The organism is Microvirga medicaginis, assembly GCF_052658925.1.
Genome location: NZ_JBQWEL010000001.1, coordinates 212,781 through 238,435, shown reverse-complemented (window position 1 = coordinate 238,435; position 25,655 = coordinate 212,781). Strand labels below are relative to the sequence as shown.

The 25,655-nt window shown below is 61.0% G+C and carries 21 protein-coding genes, 2 tRNA genes and 1 pseudogene; 6 read left to right on the top strand and 18 right to left on the bottom strand.

Features of this window, described 5'->3' with window-relative positions; all coding sequences use genetic code 11:
* Positions 1-128 precede the first annotated feature (128 nt).
* Positions 129-1,346, top strand: coding sequence for a GNAT family N-acetyltransferase (locus ACUXUR_RS01115; RefSeq protein WP_445500864.1), 1,218 nt, complete (start codon positions 129-131; stop codon positions 1,344-1,346).
* Here the strand turns inward: ACUXUR_RS01115 and ACUXUR_RS01110 are convergent.
* From ACUXUR_RS01110 to ACUXUR_RS01090, 5 genes are all read right to left on the bottom strand, one after another.
* Positions 1,343-1,918 carry an NADPH-dependent FMN reductase gene (locus ACUXUR_RS01110; RefSeq protein WP_445500487.1) on the bottom strand — a complete coding sequence of 192 codons (576 nt, stop codon included), beginning with the start codon at positions 1,916-1,918 and terminating at the stop codon, positions 1,343-1,345. The genes ACUXUR_RS01115 and ACUXUR_RS01110 overlap by 4 nt on opposite strands.
* Before the next feature lie 161 nt (positions 1,919-2,079).
* Positions 2,080-2,331: a hypothetical protein gene (locus ACUXUR_RS01105; protein ID WP_445500486.1), complete on the bottom strand. Its 252-nt coding sequence runs from the start codon at positions 2,329-2,331 to the stop codon at positions 2,080-2,082.
* Positions 2,328-4,790, bottom strand: coding sequence for an ATP-dependent Clp protease ATP-binding subunit ClpA (gene clpA / locus ACUXUR_RS01100; protein ID WP_445500485.1), 2,463 nt, complete (start codon positions 4,788-4,790; stop codon positions 2,328-2,330). The genes ACUXUR_RS01105 and clpA overlap by 4 nt, the downstream gene beginning before the upstream one ends.
* Positions 4,791-4,821: 31 nt before the next feature.
* A complete protein-coding gene (gene clpS, locus ACUXUR_RS01095; RefSeq protein WP_445500484.1) occupies positions 4,822-5,214 on the bottom strand; it encodes an ATP-dependent Clp protease adapter ClpS in 393 nt (130 codons plus the stop codon).
* A gap of 283 nt (positions 5,215-5,497) precedes the next feature.
* Positions 5,498-5,833: a phasin family protein gene (locus tag ACUXUR_RS01090; RefSeq protein ID WP_445500483.1), complete on the bottom strand. Its 336-nt coding sequence runs from the start codon at positions 5,831-5,833 to the stop codon at positions 5,498-5,500.
* 255 nt (positions 5,834-6,088) lie between these two features.
* Here ACUXUR_RS01090 and ACUXUR_RS01085 point away from each other — a divergent pair, with 255 nt between their 5' ends.
* Positions 6,089-7,687 carry an SPOR domain-containing protein gene (locus tag ACUXUR_RS01085; RefSeq protein WP_445500482.1) on the top strand — a complete coding sequence of 533 codons (1,599 nt, stop codon included), beginning with the start codon at positions 6,089-6,091 and terminating at the stop codon, positions 7,685-7,687.
* 89 nt (positions 7,688-7,776) lie between these two features.
* Here the strand turns inward: ACUXUR_RS01085 and ACUXUR_RS01080 are convergent, their stop codons facing one another.
* The 5 genes from ACUXUR_RS01080 to ACUXUR_RS01060 all read right to left on the bottom strand — a co-directional run bounded on the left by ACUXUR_RS01080 (position 7,777) and on the right by ACUXUR_RS01060 (position 11,801).
* Positions 7,777-8,487 carry a DnaJ domain-containing protein gene (locus ACUXUR_RS01080; protein ID WP_445500481.1) on the bottom strand — a complete coding sequence of 237 codons (711 nt, stop codon included), beginning with the start codon at positions 8,485-8,487 and terminating at the stop codon, positions 7,777-7,779.
* Between the two features lie 129 nt (positions 8,488-8,616).
* Positions 8,617-8,973: a hypothetical protein gene (locus tag ACUXUR_RS01075; RefSeq protein ID WP_445500480.1), complete on the bottom strand. Its 357-nt coding sequence runs from the start codon at positions 8,971-8,973 to the stop codon at positions 8,617-8,619.
* An 80-nt stretch (positions 8,974-9,053) separates the two neighbouring features.
* On the bottom strand, positions 9,054-9,305 hold the full coding sequence (locus ACUXUR_RS01070) for a hypothetical protein (protein WP_445500479.1): 252 nt from the start codon (positions 9,303-9,305) through the stop codon (positions 9,054-9,056).
* Positions 9,306-9,328: 23 nt separating this feature from the next.
* Positions 9,329-9,766 (bottom strand): DUF1489 family protein, encoded by a 438-nt coding sequence (locus ACUXUR_RS01065; RefSeq protein ID WP_445500478.1) that lies wholly within the window; start codon positions 9,764-9,766, stop codon positions 9,329-9,331.
* Positions 9,767-9,821: 55 nt separating this feature from the next.
* A complete protein-coding gene (locus ACUXUR_RS01060) occupies positions 9,822-11,801 on the bottom strand; it encodes an acetyl/propionyl/methylcrotonyl-CoA carboxylase subunit alpha (protein WP_445500477.1) in 1,980 nt (659 codons plus the stop codon).
* A gap of 279 nt (positions 11,802-12,080) precedes the next feature.
* On the opposite strand from ACUXUR_RS01060, the gene ACUXUR_RS01055 reads away from it, so the two are divergent.
* Positions 12,081-13,427 (top strand): Nramp family divalent metal transporter, encoded by a 1,347-nt coding sequence (locus ACUXUR_RS01055; protein ID WP_445500476.1) that lies wholly within the window; start codon positions 12,081-12,083, stop codon positions 13,425-13,427.
* A 212-nt stretch (positions 13,428-13,639) separates the two neighbouring features.
* On the opposite strand, the gene ACUXUR_RS01050 is transcribed toward ACUXUR_RS01055, so the two are convergent.
* From ACUXUR_RS01050 to ACUXUR_RS01030, 5 genes are all read right to left on the bottom strand, one after another.
* Positions 13,640-16,348: a valine--tRNA ligase gene (locus tag ACUXUR_RS01050; protein WP_445500475.1), complete on the bottom strand. Its 2,709-nt coding sequence runs from the start codon at positions 16,346-16,348 to the stop codon at positions 13,640-13,642.
* Between the two features lie 99 nt (positions 16,349-16,447).
* Positions 16,448-16,984 (bottom strand): PopZ family protein, encoded by a 537-nt coding sequence (locus tag ACUXUR_RS01045; protein WP_445500474.1) that lies wholly within the window; start codon positions 16,982-16,984, stop codon positions 16,448-16,450.
* Positions 16,985-17,140: 156 nt separating this feature from the next.
* Positions 17,141-18,505 (bottom strand): TolC family outer membrane protein, encoded by a 1,365-nt coding sequence (locus ACUXUR_RS01040; RefSeq protein ID WP_445500472.1) that lies wholly within the window; start codon positions 18,503-18,505, stop codon positions 17,141-17,143.
* A 243-nt stretch (positions 18,506-18,748) separates the two neighbouring features.
* Positions 18,749-19,411, bottom strand: a complete 663-nt coding sequence (locus ACUXUR_RS01035; protein WP_445500470.1) for a protein-L-isoaspartate O-methyltransferase family protein — start codon at positions 19,409-19,411, stop codon at positions 18,749-18,751.
* 24 nt (positions 19,412-19,435) lie between these two features.
* A tRNA-Cys gene (locus ACUXUR_RS01030) sits at positions 19,436-19,509 on the bottom strand.
* 200 nt (positions 19,510-19,709) lie between these two features.
* Between ACUXUR_RS01030 and ACUXUR_RS01025 the strand changes: the two genes are divergently transcribed.
* The 3 genes and pseudogenes from ACUXUR_RS01025 to sseA all read left to right on the top strand — a co-directional run bounded on the left by ACUXUR_RS01025 (position 19,710) and on the right by sseA (position 22,053).
* A tRNA-Asn gene (locus ACUXUR_RS01025) sits at positions 19,710-19,784 on the top strand.
* Between the two features lie 650 nt (positions 19,785-20,434).
* Positions 20,435-21,156 (top strand): annotated as a pseudogene (locus ACUXUR_RS01020) (alanyl-tRNA editing protein).
* A gap of 42 nt (positions 21,157-21,198) precedes the next feature.
* On the top strand, positions 21,199-22,053 hold the full coding sequence (gene sseA, locus ACUXUR_RS01015) for a 3-mercaptopyruvate sulfurtransferase (protein ID WP_445500468.1): 855 nt from the start codon (positions 21,199-21,201) through the stop codon (positions 22,051-22,053).
* 201 nt (positions 22,054-22,254) lie between these two features.
* On the opposite strand, the gene ACUXUR_RS01010 is transcribed toward sseA, so the two are convergent.
* From ACUXUR_RS01010 to ACUXUR_RS01000, 3 genes are all read right to left on the bottom strand, one after another.
* Positions 22,255-22,971: an amino acid ABC transporter ATP-binding protein gene (locus ACUXUR_RS01010; RefSeq protein ID WP_445500863.1), complete on the bottom strand. Its 717-nt coding sequence runs from the start codon at positions 22,969-22,971 to the stop codon at positions 22,255-22,257.
* A 77-nt stretch (positions 22,972-23,048) separates the two neighbouring features.
* Positions 23,049-24,368: an amino acid ABC transporter permease gene (locus tag ACUXUR_RS01005; RefSeq protein WP_445500466.1), complete on the bottom strand. Its 1,320-nt coding sequence runs from the start codon at positions 24,366-24,368 to the stop codon at positions 23,049-23,051.
* A 9-nt stretch (positions 24,369-24,377) separates the two neighbouring features.
* Positions 24,378-25,580, bottom strand: a complete 1,203-nt coding sequence (locus ACUXUR_RS01000; protein ID WP_445500464.1) for an amino acid ABC transporter permease — start codon at positions 25,578-25,580, stop codon at positions 24,378-24,380.
* Positions 25,581-25,655 lie beyond the last annotated feature (75 nt).

Here is a 25,655-nt window from a genome sequence, read left to right as displayed (position 1 = left end):
GATCCCGCCGAGTGATTAGCTAGAGCATCGGACCCAAAAGTGGACTTGCACTTTTGGGATCCATCCGATGCTATCTCACTTAGTGAGCGCATCGTTTGAGCGGAAAACCGGGTCCACTTTTCCGCACGATGCGCTCGGCTCAAACGGCGGGATCCTTCCACTCGGTGACATTCCAAGTCAAAATCGCCCAAGGCCTGAAGGCGGTCTCTGCCGCTGCCTGGGATGCCTGTGCCCTGAAAACAGGCTCGGGCGATGACGATCCGTTCAATCCGTTTGTTTCCTATGCCTTCCTGTCCGCGCTGGAGGATTCGGGGTGCGTCGGGCCCAAGACCGGCTGGGCGCCCGTGCATGTGCTGGTCGAGAACGAGAACGGAACACTGCTCGGCGCAGCGCCCTGCTACGTGAAGTCCCATTCCCAGGGCGAATATGTGTTCGATCATTCCTGGGCGGATGCCTATGAGCGTGCCGGCGGTCGCTATTACCCCAAGCTCCAGGTTTCTGTGCCCTTCACGCCCGTTACCGGCCCTCGCCTTCTCGCGCCGAACGGCCCTGAGGCGAGGAATGTGCGGGCTCATCTGATCGCAGGCCTGCGCGCCTTACGGGATCAGATCGGAGCCTCCTCGATCCACGCCACCTTCCTCCAGCAGGATGATCTCGAGGCGTTCACGGATCACGACTTCCTGCGGCGTGACGATCAGCAGTTTCACTGGTTCAACGAAGGCTACAGTAGCTTCGATGATTTCCTCTCAGCGCTCGCCTCCCGCAAGCGCAAGGCCATCAAGCGCGAGCGGCGGGATGCGCTCGCGAACGGCATCTCCATCGAATGGGTGACGGGATCTGAGATCACCGAAGCCCATTGGGATGCGTTCTTCGCCTTCTACATGGATACGGGTTCGCGCAAGTGGGGACGGCCTTATCTCAACCGCCGCTTCTTTTCGCTCATCGGCGAGCGCATGGCCGATCGGGTGCTGCTTGTCATGGCCAAGCGTGGGGAGCGCCATATCGCAGGAGCCATCAATTTCATCGGCGATACGCGGCTTTATGGGCGCAACTGGGGTTGCATCGAGGATCACCCCTTCCTGCATTTCGAAGTCTGCTATTACCAGGCGATCGAGTTTGCCATCGCACGCGGGCTCGACCGGGTGGAAGCAGGAGCCCAGGGCGAGCATAAGCTCGCGCGGGGCTATCAACCGGTTATCACCTCATCGGCCCATGACATCGCCGACCCGTCACTTCGCCGGGCGGTGCAGGCCTATCTCAAGCAGGAGCGCGCCTACGTGTCCGCGGCCGCCGAAGAATTGGCGGAAGCCACGCCCTTCAAGCACCGGAACGACGACCAAGATTAAGAAGCTGTCGTCTTTTGCTGCGTCGAACGGGCAAAAGCGACGAAGCCCTTCAGATAGGTCCGCAGCTGCTCCTCGATCTTCTGGTCGGCAAGCGTGCCGTCCTGATTGAAGACAGTTTGGGCCCGGGACACCATCAGGCGCCCTCCGGACCAGAGTTCCGCGCCCAAGGTGCGCAGGACCGGGAGCCAGGCATTCTGGGACAGAATGGTTCCGAATCCGCCGGGAGAAGCGCCGATCACCGCAACGGGCTTGCCGCCGAAAACGCGGGGGATATCTGCCGGTGGGCGGGAGAGCCAATCGATGGCGTTCTTGAACACGCCAGGGATCGAGTTGTTGTATTCCGGTGTCACCAGAAGGAGCCCGTCTGCAGCCGCAATGACCTCCTTCAGGGCAGCAACCTGCTCCGGTACCCCTTCCGCAGCCTCCACGTCTCCATCGTACAGCGGAATGCCGCGGATGGTCTCGACGACGAGTTCAGAATCCTCCGGCATCAGCCCCGCTGCGCTCCGCAGCAATGCCGAGTTGTACGAGGCTTGGCGCAGGCTTCCAGAAAGGCCGATTAGCTTCGTCACGTTGACCTCATTTTCCATCAGGGCTTACCAAAGGTTAGCGCACCCTGCGGGAAAATGGACTCGGTTTCCTGAGCAGGATGTGGCGCTCAAAAAGGCAAAAGCCGCATCAGCTTCTTGGCTGATGCGGCTTTTGGAAAGTCAGGTCCAGTGAGCTGCCCTCCTTAGAGAGCATCGGTAATGGTCTTGAGACCATCCATCAGAGCCGCCGGAGAGGTTCCGAGCGCGTTGAGCCCCACATTCAGCAGCCAATAGCAGCCAAAAATGATGGCGGGCACGAGGATCCAGCCAAGGATCTCTTCGAACCACACCCGCCGGCGCCGACGCTGCTCGCGCTTTTCGCGCCAGGACAGCTTCGGCGGAGGCTCAATGATCCGGGTGGCCTCGATCGGGACCTCATGTAACTCAGTCGTCATGCTCTAACCAATGGAACCTTGGGAACAGTACGGATACCTCCGCCCCCATTACCACCTGATCCCTTCGGTTTCACGGACTTTTTCGCCTTGGAGGAAGCCGACTTCGCCCGCGGCTTCTTCTTGGCGGTCATCACGACCTTCTCAGGCTTCGGCTTGACCGGACCTTCAACGTACTCGAAGCCGAGGCTCTGCAGGCCGAGCTCGTCCGTCTTGACCACGACCTTGACCGCGCCGCCGTTCTTCAGGCGTCCGAACAGCACCTCATCCGCCAGCGGCGTCTTGATGGTGGACTGGATCAGACGGCCCATCGGGCGGGCACCCATGGCCTCGTCGTATCCGTGCTCGACCAGCCAGTCGCGGGCCTCGTCGGTGAGCTCGATGGACACGTTGCGGTCGGCGAGCTGTGCGTCGAGCTGCATGACGAACTTGTCCACCACCTTCTGGACCACCTCTTTCGGCAGATGACCGAAGGAGATGATGGCGTCGAGACGATTGCGGAATTCCGGCGTAAACAGCTTGTTGACCGCCTCGGTATCGTCCCCTTCCCGCTTGGTGCGGGTGAAGCCGTAGGCCGGACGAGCCATATCGGCGGCGCCCGCATTCGTGGTCATGATGATGATCACGTTGCGGAAATCGACCTGCTTGCCGTTGTGATCCGTCAGCTTTCCGTGATCCATGACCTGGAGCAGGATGTTGAACAGATCCGGATGCGCCTTCTCGATCTCGTCGAGGAGGAGCACGCAATGCGGATGCTGGTCGACGCCGTCGGTCAGGAGACCGCCCTGGTCGAAGCCCACATAGCCGGGAGGCGCGCCGATCAGGCGGCTGACCGTGTGCCGCTCCATGTACTCCGACATGTCGAAGCGCAGGAGCTCGACACCGAGCGAAGCCGCGAGCTGCTTGGCCACCTCCGTCTTGCCGACGCCGGTGGGACCCGCGAAGAGGTAGGAACCAATGGGCTTTTCCGCATCGCGCAGGCCTGCACGGGCCAGCTTGATGGCGGAGGACAGGGCTTCGATGGCCTTGTCCTGACCATAGACCACACGCTTGAGCGTCTCCTGCAGGTGCTCGAGCACCTCCGCATCGTCCTTCGACACAGTCTTGGGCGGGATACGCGCCATGGTGGCGATGGTGGCCTCGATCTCCTTGATGCCGATGGTCTTCTTGCGGCGGCCTTCGGGCAGGAGCATCTGCGACGCGCCGGTCTCATCGATCACGTCGATCGCTTTGTCCGGCAGCTTGCGGTCATTGATGTATCGAGCGGACAGCTCCACCGCCGCCTTGATGGCGTCGTTGGTGTACTTGAGCTTGTGGAAGTTCTCGAAGTACGGCTTCAGTCCCTTCACGATCTCGATGGCATCCGGCAGCGACGGCTCGTTCACGTCGATCTTCTGGAAGCGACGGACGAGAGCGCGATCCTTCTCGAAATACTGGCGGTATTCCTTGTAGGTCGTGGAGCCGATGCAGCGCAGCGTACCCTGAGCGAGCGCGGGCTTGAGCAGGTTCGAGGCATCCATCGCTCCGCCGGAGGTCGCACCGGCCCCGATGACCGTGTGGATCTCGTCGATGAACATGATTGCGTTCGGGTGCTGTTCGATCTCCTTCATCACCTGCTTCAGGCGTTCTTCGAAATCACCGCGATAGCGCGTGCCGGCGAGCAGCGTACCCATGTCGAGGGCGAAGACCGTGGCGCCCTGGAGAACCTCCGGCACCTCGCCCTGCACGATCTTGCGGGCAAGGCCCTCCGCGATGGCGGTCTTGCCGACGCCGGGATCGCCGACGAGGAGCGGGTTGTTCTTCTGACGGCGGCAGAGAACCTGGATCGTGCGCTGCACCTCGGCCTCGCGGCCGATCAGCGGATCGATCTTACCTTCCTTGGCCTTCTTGTTCAGGTTGACGCAGTAGGCCTCAAGGGCGTCGCCCTTCTTCTTGCCGCGCGCATCGGACTCGTCCTGGGTCGGACGCTCGTTGGAGGATTCCTCCTCCGCACCACGCGGAGAGCGGCTCTCGGTGAGACCCGGGCGCTTGGCAATACCGTGGCTGATGTAGTTCACGGCGTCGTAACGGGTCATGTCCTGCTCTTGCAGGAAATAGGCGGCATGGCTCTCGCGCTCTGCGAAGATCGCAACGAGTACGTTGGCGCCGGTCACCTCGTCGCGGCCCGAGGACTGGACATGGATCACAGCGCGCTGGATCACGCGCTGGAAACCGGCTGTCGGCTTGGAATCCTGGCGTCCATCGGCAACAAGGTTGGCGAGTTCGCTGTCAACATAATCGACCAGGTTCCGGCGAAGGACATCAAGATCGACATTGCAGGCCCGCATCACGGCGGCCGCATCTTGGTCGTCGATCAGCGCGAGGAGGAGGTGTTCGAGGGTTGCATATTCGTGGCGGCGCTCACCCGCGAGAGCGAGGGCTCGGTGAAGGGCTTGTTCAAGACTGCGAGAAAAGCTCGGCAACGGCTTGTCCTTTTTGAGACGGGTCTCTCGGCTAATTCTTTTCCATCACGCATTGCAGAGGATGCTGGTGCTTACGGGCAAAATCCATCACCTGCGTCACCTTTGTCTCCGCAACCTCGTAGGTAAAAACTCCACACTCCCCGACGCCGTTCTGGTGCACATGAAGCATGATCCGGGTCGCATCCTCACGGTTCTTATTGAAGAAACGCTCCAGCACATGCACCACGAACTCCATCGGGGTATAATCGTCGTTCAAAAGAAGAACGCGGTAAAGGTTCGGCCGTTTCGTGCGCGGTTTGACTTTCGTGATGATGGCAGTGTTCGAGCGGCCATCATCGTCGCCGCCAGGGGTCTGTGACCCGCCGGCAGCGGAGAGTGGAAACCGCTTCGTCCGGATCAAAGTGTCCTGAGCTAACCGCAGCATGATATCTCGACCGACCCCTTCTTATTGGCCCCTGCCCTGCAGCCCGCCTTTCCGCTCAGGCCCCAGCACATGAGTCAAATGTATAGTCGCTCCATTCGGTTCGCTAGATCAACCAGATGGGTGCTCATATCGGCATTGAGAAGCGCGACATCTTCTCACTCTCCCGTGAGGTCGACCTCACGGGAGAGTGAAAGGCCAAGCCTCGCGCGCCCCTCAAATGCAAAACGCCCGGCATGACGACCGGGCGTTCCATTCAAACCGAAAAAGACAGTCAGGCCTGGGTTTAGGCCTTCATGGTCTTGGACAGAAGGCCCTCGAAAGGCTTGAAGGTGTCGGTGGCGAGCGCCGTGTAGAGCGCGCCCATCTTGCTCGACTGAGCGACGAGGCTCTCATAAGCACCCTTGGCGTAGGAGGTCTGCACCTCGATCGCCTTATCGAGGCTCTGGGCGCCGATCAGCTTCTCGATGGTGGCTGAGTTGTGCTCGAAAGACTTACGGGCGAACTCGGCTGATTCATGGGCGATAGCCTGGGCATTGGTGGAGAAGGCACCCACGGACTTGATGGCAGCTTCCAGATTTTCCTGGCCAAGCTTTTGCAGGCTTGCGAACGGCTGAAGCATTGTGAACCTCGACAATAAGGCGTTTAATGGCACCAAGTGCCGGGAAATAGTGACGGAACCCATTATGTGCACCGCACAAAAGTTGTCAAGAGTTATTGTGCGCCGCACAATAGGACATGCAGTTGAGTCGCCCCCTGTTAACGCCCCCGTAACCGCATCCTCTTACGGTCAAGAGATGTGTTGCGCCGGCAACAATCTCCGTTTGGAGGACCGGTCGCGGAGGCCTGAGACCAAACTCAACAGGGATTTTTCAGCATGACTTCGGTTTGGGTTGGACGCCGAACTGCTTGGACTTTTATTGGTATTGTCACTTCTGCCGCCATTGCGTTTTCCGCTCCCGCTGAAGCGGCACGCCGCAAGGTGAGCTCCAGGGGCGGCGGATACAGCCCTCCCGCGGCCTCCATCGTCGTGGACGCCAAGACCGGCAAGATCCTGCAGGGCGAGAACATCGACGAGCCCCGCATTCCAGCCTCCATCACCAAGGTGATGAGCCTCTACCTGCTGTTCGAACAGCTTGATCGCGGGCGTATGACCCTGAACACCCCGCTCACCGTCTCGGAATACGCCTCGAGTCAGCCGCCGACGAAGCTGGGCCTGCGCCCCGGCTCGACCATCGAGGTCGAAGACGCCATCAAGGCCATGGTGACGCTCTCCGCCAACGACGTCTCCGTCGTGGTGGCCGAGAACATCGCAGGCTCCGAGGATGCGTTCGCGCGCATGATGACGCGCAAGGCCCGGGAACTCGGCATGAACTCCTCGGAGTTCCACAATCCCCACGGCCTGCCGCATTCCCCCCCGAACATCACTACGGCGCGCGACCTCTCGATTCTGGGCCGTGCGATCCAGGACCGTTTTCCGAAATATTTCGCCTATTTCGACACCCGCTCCTTTCAGTATGGCACGCGCACCATCCGCGGGCACAACCGGCTTCTCGGCAAGGTACCCGGCGTGGACGGCATCAAGACCGGCTATACCCGCCTCTCCGGCTTCAACCTGCTGACCTCGGTCAATACGGATACCCGCAGCCTCGTGGCCGTGGTGCTCGGCGGCCGCTCCGGCGCATCCCGTGACCAGAAAATGGCCAGCCTGATCGATGCTCACCTGCCGCGTGCCTATGCGGGCGCTCGCATTGCTCCGCCGGTCGTTGAGCGTGGCGCTCAGACGACGCAGGTCGCCGAGGCCCCCGAACCGGCTCCTGTTCCAACTCCTGTGAAGATGGCGTCCGCCACACCGCAGGCTCCTGTGGCTCAGGCAGCGGTTACACCGGCTCCTGCGCCAATCCCTGCACCTGAGCGCAAGCCGCTTGACCTGAACACCCTGCGCCCCGTCGTAGCTTCCGCAGCCGGCGCCAGCTCTACGACGACCCCGTCCTCGACCTCCTCCATTCGCTGGCAGAAGGGCCAGGAACCGCTGCCGCTGAATGCCCAGGCCTATGCCGCCCTTCAGCCTCAAGCGGCTCCGGCGCAGATCAGCGACACCCAAAAGGCTGCCCTGCAGGCGAAGATCGAGGCCAAGGCGTCCACTCCGGCCCAGACCGAGCCGACGAAGGTTGCGTCTCTCAAGATGGAAGCCTCCAAGGCTCAGACTCCTGAGGTCAAGAAGGCCATCACTGGCTGGGTCATCCAGCTCGGCGCGACAGACGACGAGGAGAAGGCGAAGGACATTCTGGACTCCGCCCGCAGCCGCTTTAGCAAGGTGCTCGGCAAGGCCTCTCCCTTCACCGAGAAGGTGACCTCCAACGGCGACACTCTCTATCGTGCCCGCTTCTCCGGCTTTCGGGAATCCGGCGATGCCGAGAAGGCCTGCAAGCAGCTGAAGAAGGGTGGCATGAACTGCTTCGCCTCTCGCGGCTGACGAAGTTTTAATCTCTCGTAGTTTTACTGTCAGCGACGGTACGGTGTGTTTGTACCGTCGCAATTCAAAACGGGATCGCGCGTGGAGTATCAGCGATGTCGGCCCAGCAGGACTTCTCTCGCCTCATTGACGCGAGCAGCGAGGTACGCCGTCCCTCCCTGGTCGGGATGGAGTTTCTTGATCAGCGTGCGATGCGCATGTCTGATCTCGTCGAGGCTCGCGTCAGGCTTAAGCCCCAGGACCTGATAGGCTTCATCTTTCGTCATTACGCCCGACTGCGCATGAGTGCGCGTCCGCGTGTCTCGATCGCCCTGAGCGTCTTCACGCCAGCCGGAAAACCGGCGATCAAGATAAGCCTCTAGAAGAGGTACGCCCTCTGGATCGAGAGCGCTGCACTCATCGTAAAGGCGGCGCAGATTCTCTGGATTAAGACTCGACAGACGACGGCCCGCAAAGGCACCTGCCAGGACACTGCCTTCCACTCCCCCTGTGGCATGGTCGATTTCCATCTCGATCATGGCTGAGCGGATTCGGGAAAAGCGGCCTGATACTTTCTGAAAACGCCCCCAGGAGCCAGGAAGCGGAAGCCCACCCCAGCCCAAGAGCCAAGCGCCCAGGCCACCCACAAAAAGGGCTGTGGCAATCTGTCCCTTGGCACCCAGCACCGCCGCCGCACCGAGGGCGGCGATCCCGCCGACAATCTTCACAGCCTTGGCCACAGCCGCAGTGTCGGATCGGGAAAAGACTTTCAGCAGCCACCAGCCAAGAGCAGCAGCCGCAATTCCATAAAGCAGCATCATGTGTTCATCCCACCCCAAGATGTGGGCCGGGAGAAGGCGCTTGTAAATTGCCCTGGGTCCTTTTCGTGCAAAAGCCGGCCCTCTTTCGAAGGACCGGCTTCCTAGCGCCAAAAATTCGTGGTGGGCGGCCTAATGGAGGAGGCGCGCCGCGCCGCGCTGGCTTTCCCGCTCCCAAGCCTGAATGACGACGCCATTGATACCCGAATCGTGCAGGCGGTCGCTCAAATCGATGAAGTGCCGCTCGGTCGCCTCCACATCGATCTCAATCTGCTTGTCTTCAATTTGTTCGAGTTCGCAAGCGGCGTAACGTTCGTAAGCGGCCGACATCTCGGCATAGGCGAAAGCAACCGGCAGAGTGCGAAAGATGGTGGAGAAATCGTCGTCCAACTCTCCCGTCATCATATCGCGCATCTGGACGAGATATCCGTCCTCGTGCTCACAGACTTCATAGCGCCAGTGCCGGCCTTCGGATGCAGACAGGAGCATCGGAACCTCCACTCTACTGAACTGCAAGGCCAATGCGAATCCAGGCAGTGGGGTTCCAAGATGTTCCCCAGCTAAAAAGTCTAATGTCTCCAGGTCGTTTCAGCCCGCATGCGCCCGCCGATGCGCAGCGTCGTGCCGTGACCCAGATCGATGGCACCCTTATCGCCTTTGATAGCATCCGCCTGCTGACTTTTTGCGCGAACGACGTCCTTGCATGCCTCCGGCACCTCGATCGCTTGGCCCGGCTTCGGATCGGGGATGCGGCAGTCTTTCGCAAGGGCTGGCCCCGCCAGCACGAACAGGGAAGCTGCGAGAATGGTCAGGCGCGTCATTACCCGCTCCGGATTCACATAAGTTAAAGCAAGCCGAGTTCGGCCAGTTCTCGTCGCATGTCCTCGGGCATCTTGGCAAGATCGCCTGCTTTCCCGTCGATATCGCGCGGCGCATCCTTCGAGACGAGATAGCGCCAGCCCTGGAAGGGCCTGTAGGGGCGCGGCTCCACGGGGATTACCTTTGGCTCCAGCACAAGCCGGCAACGCCCGATGCCGTCTGCATCCGTGAAGGGGCGCACATCCAGAAGTTTCTGGCGCGCAGCGACCTGGCCCTTAATCACCCAATAGAGGGAGCCGCCATCCAAGAGCTCTTCGACGCGCTTGGGCACCATGCGGGTGGTGTGCGTCTGCTCGTAGTCACGACCGAGTCGCTGATGATGCGCGCGGTTCTCCTCGATCCATTCCTCGAGATCGGTAATGGACTCGCAGCCTACACAGAGTTTGATCAGATGAAGGACCATGTCAGCGTTGAACCATACGCGCGGCGGATCGCAAATCCGGCGATGCGCCGCACTTCTATTTCTCTTGAGCCTTCAGCACAATGAGACGCGCGCCTTCCGCCACCTGCGCACCAGGCTCGGCGGCAATCTCCACCACCTCGCCGTCCGAGGGCGCGACGAGCACGTGCTCCATCTTCATCGCCTCGACGATGGCGAGCCTTTGCCCCTTCTCAACCGTATCGCCCGGCTGCACGAACATGGCAACCAGCTTGCCATGCATGGGCGCCTTGACCGATCCACCCTCGTCCATGTGCTCCAAGTCAACGTCAAAAGGATCATAAGGCTGCACGAGCGTCTGACGACCATTCCTGAAGATGTAGATTCCATGCGGTGCATCAACCTCACGGTCGACTTGCTCATCGGCCCATGGATCGCTCTCGCCTACCGCAATGGTACTGACACCAGGATGTTCAGAACTGAAGATCTCACGCGCCTCGACGCGTTCACCATCGACACGCACCAGCATGCCGACACTGCGCGTTCCGAGCAGCTGAAAACCATCCGGCTCCGACCAGGGAGATGAGGGCTCGTCATTTCTCAGATGCTCGGTCATGCGTAGCCGGTCGATCTCTCGTGAGACCAAGGCTGAAGCACCGAAGGAGACGGCAACCTCATCCAGCGGCTGCGGTGCAACGCCGAGGCTGTCCAGATTGCGATCAATGAATCCGGTATCGAACCGCCCTGCCCTGAACTCGTGCGCTTCGCACAGCTTTTTCAGGAACGCGACATTGGTCTTCGGACCCGCGACAATCGTCTGACCGAGTGCTTCCGCAAGCATCGACAAGGCCTCTTCGCGCGTTTGGCCATGCGCGATCACCTTCGCGATCATGGGATCATAGTATGGCGTCACCTCGGCTCCGGCCTCGACACCGGTGTCGATGCGAATGCCTTCACCCTCCGGAAAATCGAGCGCCCAGAGCGTTCCTGTCGACGGCAGGAACTCCTTTTCCGGGTCTTCCGCATAAAGGCGCGCCTCGACCGCATGGCCGTTGATGGAGAGATCACCTTGAGTGAACGGCAGCTTTTCGCCGGAAGCCGCGTGGAACTGCAGTTCCACGAGATCGAGCCCCGTGATTGCTTCCGTCACGGGATGCTCCACCTGCAGGCGCGTGTTCATTTCCATAAAATAGAATCGGTCGGGACGAAGCCCCTCGCGTCCATCGGCGATGAACTCCACGGTGCCTGCGCCGACATAACCGACAGCGCGAGCAGCTTCGACAGCCGCTTGGCCCATGACCTTGCGCATGTCCGGCGTCATGCCCGGTGCAGGAGCCTCCTCGATCACCTTCTGATGACGGCGCTGGAGCGAGCAATCGCGCTCGAAGAGATGCACCACGTTGCCGTGCGCATCGGCGAACACCTGAATTTCGATATGGCGCGGCGAGAGAATGTATTTCTCCACCAGCACGCGCGGATCGCCGAAAGCGCTCGCAGCCTCGCGCTGGGCGCTTTCCAAGGCCGCATCGAAATCAGCTGCCTTCTCCACACGCTTCATGCCCTTGCCGCCGCCGCCCGCCACAGCCTTGATGAGCACGGGATAACCGATCTCGTAAGCCTTCTGGCGCAGGAAATCCGGATCCTGCTTCGAGCCATGATAGCCCGGCACCACAGGAACATTCGCCTGCTGCACGAGTGCTTTTGCCGCATCCTTCAGGCCCATGGCCTTGATGGCGGAAGCCGGCGGGCCGACGAAAACGATGCCGTTGGCGGCACAGGCCTCGGCGAATTCGGCACGCTCGGAGAGAAAACCGTAGCCGGGATGGATGGAGGCAGCCTTCGTGCGCTTAGCGACCTCGATGACCTTGTCGATCCTCAGATAGCTTTCGCGGGCAGGCGCGGGACCGATCGGGTGCGCCTCGTCCGCCATCTGCACGAAGAGCGCATTCGCATCCGCCTCCGAATAGACGGCGATGGTACGCATGCCTAACCGCTTGGCGGTGCGGATGATCCGGCAGGCAATCTCGCCGCGATTGGCGATGAGGACACTTTCGAGCATAGCCATCCCTTGTAAGTCCGAATTCTGGCTCGGTTTTGCCAGAAGCTAGAGCAAAACCTAGTCCGCTTGTCACGTGAGAACAGCTTATTCCGAACTGTCCCTAACAGGCGAGACGGAGAGCCACGAGCTGCCCGGACTCCGGTTCTGACTTTCGTCCAGCAATCGGCCAAGGCCCCAGCAAATCCCTTTGCAAGATCCCTCCGGAGCCAGCCCCTTGCCTACCAGAGAAACTCACGCTACCTTTTTCTTGCAAATGATTTGCAACTGCAGAAAGAACCCATGGATCAGTCAGCCCCTGTTTCCCTCGTGCGCAAAGCGGCCTGGCGTCAGGACGTGAGCCTGCCCTCCCTCCCGGAGGTGAACCGCTCGATCAAGGTGCGCCCCGGCTCCGCTTGGCGGCGAGCGGCTGCCTTCATGGGGCCAGGCTATCTCGTGGCCGTGGGCTATATGGACCCGGGCAACTGGGCGACCTCCATCGCGGGCGGCTCGAAATACGGCTACACCTTGCTCTCGGTAGCCCTGATCTCGAACATCATGGCGATCATCCTGCAATCGCTCTGCGCCCGTCTCGCCGTGGCCACCGGCCGCGACCTCGCACAGGCCTGCCGGGACGCCTACCCAAGGCCCGTCGCCTGGGGCTTATGGCTTCTGGCAGAACTCGCCATCTGTGCCACAGATCTTGCCGAGGTGATCGGCACGGCGATCGGTCTCAATCTTCTCTTCGGCATTCCGCTGGAGATCGGCGTAATCATCACTGCGCTGGATGTGTTCCTGATCCTCTATCTGCAGAATCTCGGCTTCCGCTGGGTCGAGGCCTTCATCATTACCCTGCTGGGGGTGATCGCCCTCTGCTTCGGCATTCAGATCGCGATGGCCGATCCGAACTGGGGTGCAGTGATCACCGGCTTTGCGCCCACCACCGAGATCGTCACCAATCCGGACATGCTCTATCTCGCGCTCGGCATCCTCGGCGCGACGGTGATGCCCCATAACCTTTATCTGCATTCCGGCATCGTGCAGACACGCGCCTATGGCGAGACCCTGCCGGAGAAACGCGAGGCGATGCGCTTCGCGACGCTCGACTCCACCATCGCACTGATGTTCGCGCTCACCATCAATGCGTCCCTGCTGATCCTCGCAGCGGCAGCCTTCTACAGCACGGGACGCTCGGAGATTGCCGAACTCGGCGAGGCGCATACCCTGCTGCAGCCGATCTTAGGCAGCGCGATCGCGCCGATGCTGTTCGGCCTGTCGCTGCTCTGCTGCGGCCTCAATTCCACGGTGACCGCCACCATGGCAGGACAAATCGTCATGGAAGGCTTCATCGCCTTCAAGATGGCCCCCTGGATGCGCCGCCTGATCACCCGTGGAATCGCCATTATTCCGGCAGCCGCCGTCACCATCGCGTACGGCGAGAGCGGCACTGCCAAACTGCTGATCCTCAGCCAAGTGATCTTGAGCCTTCAGCTGCCCTTTGCGGTCGTCCCGCTCGTGACGATGACGGCCTCCAAGCGGAAGATGGGCGAACTCGTCACGCCCCGCTGGCTCACCGCGATCGCCGGTGTCATTGCGGCGGTGATCGTGACGTTGAACGTGAAGCTGCTGATCGACTTTGTGGCGGGTTAAACCGAAACGTCATCCCGGGTTCGTTCCAGGCATTCACGCCTTACTCCGCCCCCATCCTGAGAAGCCGCTGCAAGCGGCGTCTCCAAGGAGATTCCAGAGTGCACTGAAACATCCTTCGAGACGCAGCCTAACGGCAGCTCCTCAGGATGAGTTTTGCGTTTCCTAAAATGAAAATGGCCGGGACAAGCCCGGCCATGACGACGAGAGACGTTTTACGCATCCTTGAGGCGGGAGAGCGCCTCTCCCATCTTCGTCTTGCGGGCGAGAGCCTCCTCGCGGCGCTCGCGCTGCTCCTCGACGACCTCTTCCGGTGCGCGCTTGATGAAATCCGCGTTCCCGAGCTTGGCATCGATCTTGCCGATTTCCACGTCGAGCTTCTGGATTTCCTTGGCGAGACGTGCGCGCTCGGCATCGAGATCGATCACGCCTTCGAGCGGCAGGGCCGCCACTTCACCGCGGATGAGAAGCTGGATCGAGCTCTTCGGCGCAGCATCGGCGAAGGAGATCTCGGAGATGCGCGCGAGGCGCTTCACGATATCTCCCCAGCGATCCGCACGAGCCTTTACGTCAGCGGAGGACGCGACGAGCACGAGCGGGATCTGCGCCCCGGCAGGCACGTTCGTCTCGGAACGGGCGGAGCGGATCTCGGTGACGAGGTCCACCACCCAGCCGATCTCGGCCTCGGCCTGCGGGTCGATGAGGTGATCGAGGTTGGACCAGGGCGCCAGCGCCAGGATCGCCTCGCGCTTCGGACCCTCCTGCCCCTTCACCTCCCACAGCTCTTCCGTGAGGAAAGGCATGATCGGATGCAGGAGCTTGCAGATCTCATCGAGGATGAACGCGATGGTGGCCCGGGTCTCGTCCTTCGCAGGCGAATCCACACCCTGCAGCACGGGCTTGGCGAGCTCCAGCGTCCAGTCGCAGAACACGTTCCACACGAAGCGATAGGCCGCACCTGCCGCCTCATTGAACTTGTAGGCCTGGATCCCGGCCGCAACTTCGTTGATAGCTTTAGCGCACTCGCTGAGCGCCCACTTGTTGAGCGTCTCTGTCACCAACTTCGGATCGAAGCCTGCGACGCGCTTGCATTCGTTCATCTCGGCGAAGCGAGCCGCGTTCCAGATCTTCGTCGCGAAGTTGCGGTAGTTCTCGACGCGCTGAACCGACAGCTTGATGTCGCGCCCCTGCGCGGCCATCGAGGTGAGCGTCATGCGCAGCGCATCAGCTCCATATTGCTCGATCACGTCGAGCGGATCGATGACGTTGCCTTTCGACTTCGACATCTTCGCGCCCTTCTCATCGCGGACGAGGGCGTGGATGTAGACGGTATCGAAAGGCACTTCGTCCATGAAGTGCAGGCCCATCATCATCATGCGGGCGACCCAGAAGAAGATGATGTCGAAGCCCGTGACCAGCGTATTGGTCGGATAATAGCGCTTGAGTTCTGGCGTCTCGTCCGGCCAGCCCAGCGTGGAGAACGGCCAGAGCGCGGAGGAGAACCAGGTGTCGAGCACGTCTTCGTCGCGCTTCAACGCCACGTCCTTGCCATGTTTGGCGCGCGCTTCGGCCTTCGCATCCTCCTCAGAATGCGCGACGAACACGTTGCCCTGATCGTCGTACCAGGCCGGGATCTGATGACCCCACCAGAGCTGGCGCGAGATGCACCATGGTTCGATGTTTTCGAGCCATTGGAAGTAGGTCTTTTCCCAGTTTTCCGGCACGAATTTGGTCTGGCCCTTGCGCACGGCATCGAGCGCACGATCCGCCAGCGGTTTCACGTTCACGTACCACTGATCGGTGAGATAAGGCTCAATGACCACGTTCGAACGGTCGCCATGCGGAACCACATGGGTATTCGGCTCAATCTGGACGAGAACCTCGCGCTCCTCGAGCATCGCGACGATGCGCTTTCTCGCCTCAAAGCGGTCGAGACCGTCGAGCGCCATCACGGCCTTGAGGCCGTCGGTCTGCTGAAGGCCTTCTAGGAAGCCCTCATTGCCGGAGAGCGCCAGCTGCGCTTCCGTGCCGAAGATGTTGATGAGCGGCAGCTTGTGGCGCTTGCCGACTTCGAAATCGTTGAAGTCGTGCGCAGGCGTAATCTTCACCGCGCCCGTGCCCTTCTCAGGGTCGGAATATTCGTCGGCGACGATCGGTATGCGGCGGCCCACCAGCGGCAGGATCGCGAACTTGCCGACGAGATCCTTGTAGCGCTCGTCATCTGGATGCACGGCAACCGCCACGTCGCCCAGCATCGTCTCGGGACGGGTCGTTGCAACCGTGATGGAACGGTCGGGCATGCCCTCAATGGCGTAACGGATGTGCCAGAGATTGCCCTTCACCTCGACCTGGACCACCTCGAGATCGGAGATCGCGGTCTGGAACTTGGGGTCCCAATTCACGAGGCGCTTGTCCTTGTAGATCAAGCCCTGCCGATAAAGGTCCACGAAAACCTTTAGCACGGCCTTGGACAGGCCCTCGTCCATGGTGAAGCGCTCGCGCGACCAGTCGCAGGAGGCGCCGAGGCGCTTGAGCTGACGCACGATAGTACCGCCGGACTCCTCCTTCCACTCCCACACGCGTTTGACAAATTCCTCACGGCCGAGCTCGCGCCGATGAATCTGCTTCTCCATCAGCTTGCGCTCGACCACCATCTGGGTGGCGATGCCCGCATGGTCGGTGCCCGGCTGCCAGAGCACGTCCTTGCCGCGCATGCGCTCGAAACGGCAGAGAATATCCTGAATCGTGTTGTTGAGAGCATGCCCCATATGGAGCGAGCCCGTCACGTTGGGCGGCGGAATGACGATGGTATAGGGGTCCGCGCCCTTACGATCGGGCCGTCCAGCCTTGAAGGCCTCGGCCTCCTCCCAGCGGGTGGCGATGCGTGCTTCGACGGAAGCAGGGTCGAACGTCTTGTCCATCATGATGCGATACCGGCCAGTTGGCGCGCCAAACGCGCGAGCAAGACGGCTACAAACCGGACGGATGGGACGAAGTCAACCGATGGACGGGAAACTTGGGGTTTATCCGCGAGTCACGCGCTCGATTTCGGCCTTCACCAGCCGCTCCACGAGGGTGGGGAGATTCTCGTCGAGCCATGCCTTGAGCATAGGCCGCAGCATCTCCTTCATCAGGCCCTCGACCGTCTGAGGCTGGCTCTGCGCACGAACCGCACTCAGCCGCCCGAAGGCCTCGGAAACGGAGGCTTCCGTCATCTGGGACAGGAGGGCTTCGCCGGGGTTCCGCTCGCAGGGCGGCACGAGAGCCTGAGGAGCCTGCGCCACTGCCACAGCCGCCGGATGAACCGGCCTTTCCGCCTCGTCGTTCTCCACGAGACGGGCGATGGGGCGCACCTCCTGGAACGAACCGTCCTGGATGAAAGGCCGCTCCTCGGCGGTAGAAGGCAGAGGCTGAGGATAAAGCCCAGGAGTCACATGCTGCTCGGTGATATCGAGGACGGTCTTCAGGGGAGTCGTTTCCGGTTCCCGGAAGGTCGGCTCAGGCGCCGGCTCATGATCGTCTGAAATAATGCGACGGATGGAAGCTAAAATATCTTCCATCGATGGTTCATTGACCTTCAGGTTCATCGAACCCATAGCCCCACCCAATAAAATAGAGTTTTAGAATCTCATTCTTGAGAATGTTTTTAAGTATTTTACGCAAGCTTGCAGAAAACAAGCGGGGCCAGAACTAAATAGCCCCGGCCCCGATACTTATCAACGACCATCAGGCGTGGTCGTGCCGATCCAAAGATCTTTGACTTGGTCGTAGTGAATCTTGGGGCTGTAGTGATTCACGGCGAGCCCCAGAGCGCGGGAGGTGAGGCGCCCCATCGACTGAACCAGCTGGTAGGAGGCCACCACCCGATCACGCTGCGCCTGAATCAGATTCACGCGGGCCGTGAGGAGTTCCTGCTGAGCGTTCAGCACGTCGAGCGTGGTGCGCTGGCCGACTCGGGCCTCCTCGCGCACACCGCTGAGTGCCGTTTCGGCCGCATCGATCTGGGCCTGGGCAGCCTGGATCTGTGCGCGAGCAGCCTCAAGATCACCCCAGGACGACAAGACTGCGGCGCGCACCTGATCGCGAACCCAATCCGCCTGGAGCTGAGCCTGACCGGCCTGCTCCTTCGCCTGCCGGACCTCGGCGTAGACCTGCCCACCTTCATAGATCGGAACGGTCAGCCTCGCCCCAACGGCGGCGGCCAGTCTCTCGTCGCCAGACGTTTGTACGTCATAGGATTGGTTGACGGAAGCCGTAACCCCAAGTTGCGGAGCGAGTGCACCTTGAGCAACCTTCACGGCAAGCTCGGCGGCATCGACGGCATGCTGGGCAGCTTTGATGGCTGGATGCTCTCCAAGTGCGATTTTGAGAGCCGCATCCACAGTACGGGGCGTCAGCTTGTCGAGCGGACGTCCAGGCGCCAGCTGCTGCGGCTCGACACCGATAAACTGGCGATACTGCGCGATGCTGGTCCGCAAATTGGCCTCGGCCGCGCTTGCCTGGGATCGCGCGGCGGCCAGACGGGACTCGGCCTGGGCCACGTCCGTACGAGTGACTTCACCGACGTTGAAGCGGTCCCGAGTCTGACGCAGCTGCTCGTCGATCACCTCGACGTTGTTCCGCTGGAGGTCGAGAATGGCAGTGTCGCGAAGCACGTTCATGTAGGCGCTAGCGCTACTGAACAGCATGTTCTGCTCGACGTTGGTCAGGTCCTCTCGCGAGCGGAGAACGCCTGATTCCGCCTGCCGAACCCTGTTGTCGGTCTGAAAACCGTCGAAGATCGGCTGGGTGAGTTCAACTCCGTATCCTCGGGGCGTCAGCCACTCAGTTTGCTCACCGCCGCCAAAGATCGTGCGCGGCGTCCTTGAGTCATATTGCGAGTAGGTGCGCGAGATCTCCGCATTGGCATTGATCCGCGGACGATACCCGGACTTGGCCTGAGCAACGTCTTCGTCAGAAGCACGAACGCCGGCGCGCTGGGCGTTCAGGTTCGGGTTGTTGCCATAGGCCTTGGCCAAGGCGCTTTCCAGCGTCTCGGCCGAAACACCGTTCACCCCCACCAGCACGAATGCGGAGGCCATGACTCCAAGGAGCATACGAAACTTGTTGCTGGATTGCTTCCCGTTCACGCCCACCTGCCTAACGATTTCACTACGCTCAATCGGGGTCGAAACCGATTCACAAAACTCGGATCATTCAAAGCGCAACAATAACTATGCGGTTTGAGTCGGCAACAGCCCCCCTTCACCGTGATGAATTTTAGTGTGGGGGTGGCGCAAAAAAGCGACACTATTCGCGAGCAGAATTAGGAGTTTAGCAAGGATTTAGAACGTGAAGCCGGGTTCTTGGACGAAGGGCGCCAGAACGGGAGCCGCAGCGTCGAAGAGGGAGCGCTCGCCGAAAGCATCGCCCGAACGGACATAGAGGGTTGCACGGGCCGCGCGGCCGCGACCCTTCACGCAGACCAGCCGGCCACCCTCGGCCAGCTGCTGGAGAAGCGCTTCGGGACGCAGATCGACGGCGCCGTTGATGAGAATGAGATCGTAGGGAGCATTCTTGACATAGCCCCGGTCGAGCGGGCCAATCACAACCTCGACCCCGCCCGCTCCGGCCGCCGCAAGACTCTTCCTGGCCGCATCGGCGAGAGTCTCGTCCGATTCCAGAGCCGTCACCTGAGCGCCGAGCTTGTCAAACACGGCGGCGGCATAGCCACGACCGCAGGCCACATCGAGCGCCTTCTCGCCCGCCTCGACGCCAAGAGCCTGGATCATACGGCCAAGGTTCATGGGAGAGAGCATGTAGCGCCGGGTGGCGCTGTCGCTGACCAGAATGTCCTGATCGATATAGGCAAGCTCCTCACGACCAGGGAGCACGAACTTCTCGCGCGGAACGTTGCCCATGGCATCGAGCAATGGAATCTCGTTCACGTCGAAAGTGCGCAGCTGGCTATCAACCATCATCCGGCGCGCTTGCGTGAAATCCACCATGGAGATTGCCTCAGAAATTCGATTTGGAGGCCTCGCCCGGAATCGAACCGGGGTGCAAGGATTTGCAGTCCTCTGCGTAACCACTCCGCCACGAGGCCATCCGGGGCGTACCGCGAACGCGGCGGGAGCCTCATAGCAAGCGTCCTTCCAAAGAGCAACAGCCCGTTTTGTGAGATAGCTCACGAAAGGGGCTTGCACCCCGCCAAACTCGTGTTATATGCCACGCACCGTCGCCGACGAGAGCTGCTCCGGCAGCCCCGGCGAGAAGAGGCGAAAGTCTCCTGAAGGTATGGCTTATTCCGGCGTGGCGCAGCGGTAGCGCAGCGGACTGTTAATCCGTTGGTCGTAGGTTCGAATCCTACCGCCGGAGCCAACTTTCCCAAATTCCCTGAAATCCAGGCCTCTTTTCCCTTGTAGAGCTGCTTCATTCAGCGCAGCTCTGAAGCGCGGCAACAGCCTGCTCCTGTGCGCCCCTGACGAGTAGATGCGGATTTGGGTGCCCTCGTATTTTTTCTTCTTTCCGCCTCCTGAGACACGGGAGAAGCGCCTCCGGGCCTAAGCATTGCCTGAGAATCAACTGGGACAGCATCCTTCAGACCCCGCTCACCGTCGGTGGCCGCCAAGAGCTACCGGCAGTTCTTTCCGAATCGTGCCTAACCGGGAGGACGAGCCCGATTCCAGGCCGGGCCGCGAATTCGATGAGAGTGTCAGGCCTGGCATGCAGCCTGACATCTTGTCCCAAAGCGCCCTGAGCACGCGCATGATGGGTGGAGAAGTTTTGACCGAATGATCACGTGCGGATTCAGCCGCCAGTTTCTGCACACTTATCCACATCTGCCGAGGCGATTAGAGGTCTCAATTGTCCAGGCACGTCCTCAGAGACTGCGCCCGCACCTGCTTCTCAGCCGGCATGACGATAATCGACGTATCCTGGGAGGCCGCTTGACCCGTTGTGCCGGTTGCCGTCAGCATCAGAGTTCCTCGTGCAGGAATGCTCCTGCACCCTCCTCCTTCGGAATGACCATGACAGCCACTGCTCTTCTGTTTCGCGATGATGCCTATGCCCGCTCCTGTACGGCGACCGTGCTCGGTGTGACGCCCGAAGGCGGCGTCATTCTCGACCGCACCGTGTTCTACGCCCAAGGCGGCGGCCAGCCGGGCGATATCGGTGTGATCGTGCGCCCAAATGGCGAGAAGGTCGATGTCGCGAACACGGTTTACGGCTCCGACCGCTCGCAGATCGTGCATCTTGTCGGCCCGGAAGCAGCCGCCCGATTCGCTCCGGGCGAGAATATCGAGCTGCAGCTCGACTGGGAGCGCCGCTTCAAGCGCATGCGCGTCCACACCGCGCTTCATCTCCTGAGCGTCGTCCTGCCCTACCCGGTTACCGGCGGCGCGGTGGGCGATGGCGATGGACGGCTCGATTTCGACATTCCCGATGCTGGGCTCGACAAGGCAGACCTGACCGACAAGCTGAATGCGCTGATCGCACGCGATGCACCCGTCACCGACCGCTGGATCACCGATGAGGAACTCGATGCCAATCCGGGGCTGTGAAAACCATGTCGGTGAAACCGCCGCGCGGATCGGGCCGGGTTCGCCTGGTGGAGATCGAAGGCATAGACCTTCAGCCCTGCGGCGGCACCCATGTGGGCCATACCGGCGAGATCGGCCAAGCCGTGATCACCGACATCGAAAAGAAGGGCAAGCAGAACCGCCGCGTTCGCCTGTCCCTCGTCGATTGAAGGCCCTATCTCTTCAAAAAGCTGATCATCAGGAGCATCACCATGTCCCAGCTCTTCGTTTCACCCGCACGGTTGCAGGAGCATCTGGACGATCCGAATGTCGTGATCATCGACGGCTCCTGGTATCTGCCGACGCAGAACCGCGACCCGGACGCCGAGTTCCTGGCGGGCCACATCCCAGGCGCATTGCGGTTCGACATCGATAAGGTCAAGGACACCTCGTCCTCGCTGCCCCACATGTTGCCGTCGCCGGAGATGTTTGCGAAAACAGTCGGAGATATGGGCATCGACGAGAACACGACCATTGTCGTCTATGATGGCGCCGGTCTTTTCTCCGCTCCGCGCGTCCGCTGGACCTTCCAGGTCTTCGGCGCCCGCAATGTCTCGATTCTCGAGGGCGGCTTCCCGGCCTGGAAGGCGGAAGGCCGCCCCATCGAGACCGGGCCTGAGAGGAAACGCGAACCGAAGATCTTCAAGCCCTCCTTCAACACCGCTGCCGTGGCGGATGCCTCTGCCGTTCAGGAGGCTCTCCGGACCCACGCTGCGCAAGTGGTCGATGCACGCCCGGCCGACCGTTTCCGCGGCGAAGCACCCGAGCCCCGCCCGGGCCTTCGCTCAGGCCATATTCCGGGTAGCCTTAACCTGCCCTTCGGCCAAATCGTCGAGAACGGCAGGCTGAAGAGCAAGGCAGGAATCGAGCAGGCCTTGAAAGAGGCCGGCATCGATCCCGAAAAGCCGGTGATCGCCACCTGCGGCTCCGGCGTCTCGGCGGCTATTGTGGGCGTCGCCATCGAGGCGGCAGGCCATCCGATAAAGGCGATCTATGACGGCGCCTGGGCCGAATGGGGAGCGCGGGAGGATTTGCCGCTAGCAACCGGACCTGCGAGGAAAGACTGATATCCGAGCACAACAAAAGCAACGGGCCCCGGAAAATTCCGGGGCCCGTTGCTTTTCACGGATCCGCTTAGCGCATCGTGCGGACCCGGAGGGCCGCGTCAGCGAAAAGTGGACCCAATTTCTGCTATCACCGATGCGCTCATCAAAGAAGAAAGCATCGGATTGATCCCAAAAGTGGAATCCAATTTCGGGTCCGATGCCCTAGTGCAGAATCTGGGACAGGAAGAGCTTGGTGCGCTCGTGCTGTGGGTTCTTGAAGAACTCATCGGGCGTGTTCATTTCGACGATCTGCCCGTAATCCATGAAGATCACCCGGTCGGCCACCTGGCGGGCGAAGCCCATTTCATGGGTGACGCAGAGCATGGTCATGCCCTCTTCCGCGAGGCCCACCATGGTGTCGAGCACCTCCTTCACCATCTCGGGATCGAGCGCGGAGGTGGGCTCATCGAACAGCATGATCTTGGGGCTCATGCAGAGCGAGCGGGCAATCGCCACACGTTGCTGCTGGCCGCCCGAGAGCTGGCCCGGATACTTGTTCGCCTGCTCGGGGATCTTCACCCGCTTCAGGTAGTGCATGGCGATCTCTTCCGCGTCCTTTTTGGGCATCTGCTTCACCCAGATCGGCGCGAGCGTGCAGTTCTCGAGGATCGTGAGGTGCGGGAAGAGGTTGAAGTGCTGGAACACCATGCCGACGTCGCGGCGCACCTCGTCGATGCGCTTGAGGTCGTTCGTCAGCTCGGTGCCATCGACAATGATACGGCCCTTCTGGTGCTCTTCCAGACGATTGATGCAGCGGATCATCGTGGACTTGCCCGAGCCCGAAGGCCCGCAGATCACGATGCGCTCACTACGGCGCACACTGAGGTTGATGTCACGCAACACGTGGAACTCGCCGTACCACTTGTGCACGTCGATCATCTGCACGGCGGCCTCGGCCTTCGGGTCGATTGCGGAGGTCTGAACTGTTTGGGATGTCATTGTCGTTGCCATGAAATTTACCGTTTCTGACCTGCTGCGAGGCGCCGCTCGACACCGAGCGAGTAACGCGACATGCCGAAGCAGAAGATGAAATAGAACAGAGCTGCAAAGGCGTAGCCCGTGAGACCAATGGTGGGCGCGGCCCAGTTCGGATCGATGCGCGAGGCTTCGATCGTCTTGACCACGTCGAAGATGCCGACGATCGCCACAAGGGACGTGTCCTTGAACAGGCCGATGAAGGTGTTCACGATGCCCGGGATCACGATGCGCAGGGCCTGCGGCAGGATGATGAGGATCATCATCTGCGGATAGTTGAGGCCCAAAGACATTGCACCCTCATACTGGCCCTTCGGCATGGCCTGAAGGCCGCCGCGGACCACCTCGGCCATGTAGGCGGAGGCGAAGAGCGCTGTACCGATAAGGGGACGCAGCAGACGGTCCACCGTCATGTCGCCCGGCAGGAAGAGCGGCAGCATGGTGTTGGCCATGATGAGCACGGTGATCAGCGGCACGCCACGCACGAACTCGATGAAGATCACCGAAGCCATGCGCACGATGGGCAGCTTCGAGCGGCGTCCAAGCGCCAGCAGGATGCCGAAAGGCAGCGAGAAAACGATGCCCACGGTCGCCACCAGCAGTGTCACGAGAATGCCGCCCCAAAGAGCTGTCGGCACGGGACGCAGGCCGAAATCGAAATCCATCAGCGCAAGCGTGATGCCGATCACGCCGACGATGCTGCCTGCGATAATGAGCGCAGGCCGGAGCGACGTCTTGAGGATCACTGCCACGAAGGCAAAGAGTGCAATCAGCAGAGCTCCGAAGATCAGGAAGCCTATCCAGAACCGGCCGCTGAAATCCGCATTGCCGCCGGTCAGAAGGATGTAGGAGAGAACCGGGAACAGCCAGAAGAAGTAGACTGCGCCTAGATCACGCCGCGGAGCCTTCAGCCACAGAAGCCAGCCTACGCCGATGGCCAGCAGTGCGAAGAAGACGTCGACCCTCCAGCGCTCCGACACCGTGTAAGAGCCATAGGTGAAGTAACTCAGCTTGTCGCGAATGAAGGCCCAGCAGGCTCCTGTCTCGCTGCCGCCCATGTCGGCACGGCAGGCAGCGCGGTCGGCGCCGCTCCAGACCGCATCGATGAAGAGGAACTTCATCAGCGGCGGAACGCTGACATAGAGGAGGTAGAACACCACCAATGTCAGGATGGTATTGAAGGGGCCAGAGAACAGGTTCTCCCGGACCCAGGCGATGGGACCGCGTGCGAGGTTAGGCGGAGGCAGTGCCTCCACCTGCTTGGCGCGGACGAAACGAGGGATATCGACGGTCGTGCTCATCGGATGTCCTTACCGTTCGACGATCGCCACACGGCGGTTGTAGATGTTCATCAGAGCCGAGGTCACGAGGCTGATCGTGAGATACACGGCCATGGTGATGACGACGACTTCGATAGCCTGCCCCGTCTGGTTGAGCACGGTGCCCATGAACACCTGGACGAGATCGGGATAACCGATTGCAACCGCCAGCGACGAGTTCTTCGTCAGATTGAGATATTGGCTCGTCAGCGGCGGAATGATGACGCGCATTGCCTGCGGGATGACCACCAGACGCAGTGTCTGTCCGGGCTTCAGGCCGAGCGAGCCCGCAGCCTCCGTCTGTCCCTTCGAGACGGCTAGGATGCCGGCGCGCACCACCTCGGCGATAAAGGCCGCCGTATAGGTGGTGAGGCCGAGCAGCAGCGCCACGAATTCCGGCAGGATCTGCATGCCGCCCGTCAGGTTGAAGGTCCCCTTCCTTGGTAGTTCGAAGCTGATCGGGTTGACGCCTGCGATCGCGAGCACGATCCAGGCGAGGATCGGCAGGCCGAGGACAAGCCCCAGGGTCACGAGACCGACGGGGGATTGATGCCCGGTCCTCTCCTGCTGTGCCTTGGCCCAACGGCGATAAATGAAGCTGCCGACGAGACCGATCACCAGCGCCGCCGGAATGACCCACACATCCGCCGTATAGACCGGACGCGCCATGAACAGGCCGCGCGAGTTCAGAAAGAAGCCGGCTCCCATCTCGATGGAATTGCGCGGCTGCGGCAGCGGTCCGAGAACCGCGATGTACCAGAACAGCAGCTGCACCAGCAGCGGGATGTTGCGCAGTGTCTCCACGTAAACCATGGCGACCTTCGCCACCATCCAGTTCCGGGACAGGCGAGCAATGCCGATCAGGAAGCCGAGAATCGTGGTGAAGAAAATGCCGATGGCTGACACGATCAGCGTGTTGAGCAGGCCGACGACGAAGGCGTCGCCATAAGTCGATCCGGCCGCGCTGAATTGGACCAGCGTCTGGCTGATATCGAAACCGGCGGTGTTGTTGAGGAAGCCGAACCCGGAGGCGATCTTGGCCCGCTGCAGGTTCTCGATGGCATTGGTGGCCGCTATCCAGAATAGATAGCCGACCACGACGACGAGAAGGACCTGATAAAAAACGCCACGGACCTTCGGATCGTAGAGAAACGATTTCTTGGGTGGCGATGTCTGGCTGACAACGGTCTGCACTGAACTCTATCCTCTGACGGCAAGCTTAATTGGCCGTCCTCCCCCGTGTTCATGCAATTATCGCTGCCATGAACG

Excerpts from the sequence above, each read along its gene's own strand:
- ACUXUR_RS01115 (WP_445500864.1), top strand. The coding sequence starts at position 129 with ATGCGCTCGGCTCAAACGGCGGGATCCTTCCACTCGGTGACATTCCAA.
- ACUXUR_RS01105 (WP_445500486.1), bottom strand. The coding sequence starts at position 2,331 with ATGACGACTGAGTTACATGAGGTCCCGATCGAGGCCACCCGGATCATT.
- clpS (WP_445500484.1), bottom strand. The coding sequence starts at position 5,214 with ATGCTGCGGTTAGCTCAGGACACTTTGATCCGGACGAAGCGGTTTCCA.
- ACUXUR_RS01090 (WP_445500483.1), bottom strand. The coding sequence starts at position 5,833 with ATGCTTCAGCCGTTCGCAAGCCTGCAAAAGCTTGGCCAGGAAAATCTG.
- ACUXUR_RS01085 (WP_445500482.1), top strand. The coding sequence starts at position 6,089 with ATGACTTCGGTTTGGGTTGGACGCCGAACTGCTTGGACTTTTATTGGT.
- ACUXUR_RS01080 (WP_445500481.1), bottom strand. The coding sequence starts at position 8,487 with ATGATGCTGCTTTATGGAATTGCGGCTGCTGCTCTTGGCTGGTGGCTG.
- ACUXUR_RS01075 (WP_445500480.1), bottom strand. The coding sequence starts at position 8,973 with ATGCTCCTGTCTGCATCCGAAGGCCGGCACTGGCGCTATGAAGTCTGT.
- ACUXUR_RS01070 (WP_445500479.1), bottom strand. The coding sequence starts at position 9,305 with ATGACGCGCCTGACCATTCTCGCAGCTTCCCTGTTCGTGCTGGCGGGG.
- ACUXUR_RS01065 (WP_445500478.1), bottom strand. The coding sequence starts at position 9,766 with ATGGTCCTTCATCTGATCAAACTCTGTGTAGGCTGCGAGTCCATTACC.
- ACUXUR_RS01060 (WP_445500477.1), bottom strand. The coding sequence starts at position 11,801 with ATGCTCGAAAGTGTCCTCATCGCCAATCGCGGCGAGATTGCCTGCCGG.
- ACUXUR_RS01055 (WP_445500476.1), top strand. The coding sequence starts at position 12,081 with ATGGATCAGTCAGCCCCTGTTTCCCTCGTGCGCAAAGCGGCCTGGCGT.
- ACUXUR_RS01050 (WP_445500475.1), bottom strand. The coding sequence starts at position 16,348 with ATGATGGACAAGACGTTCGACCCTGCTTCCGTCGAAGCACGCATCGCC.
- ACUXUR_RS01045 (WP_445500474.1), bottom strand. The coding sequence starts at position 16,984 with ATGGAAGATATTTTAGCTTCCATCCGTCGCATTATTTCAGACGATCAT.
- ACUXUR_RS01040 (WP_445500472.1), bottom strand. The coding sequence starts at position 18,505 with ATGGCCTCCGCATTCGTGCTGGTGGGGGTGAACGGTGTTTCGGCCGAG.
- ACUXUR_RS01035 (WP_445500470.1), bottom strand. The coding sequence starts at position 19,411 with ATGGTGGATTTCACGCAAGCGCGCCGGATGATGGTTGATAGCCAGCTG.
- sseA (WP_445500468.1), top strand. The coding sequence starts at position 21,199 with ATGTCCCAGCTCTTCGTTTCACCCGCACGGTTGCAGGAGCATCTGGAC.
- ACUXUR_RS01010 (WP_445500863.1), bottom strand. The coding sequence starts at position 22,971 with ATGATCGACGTGCACAAGTGGTACGGCGAGTTCCACGTGTTGCGTGAC.
- ACUXUR_RS01005 (WP_445500466.1), bottom strand. The coding sequence starts at position 24,368 with ATGAGCACGACCGTCGATATCCCTCGTTTCGTCCGCGCCAAGCAGGTG.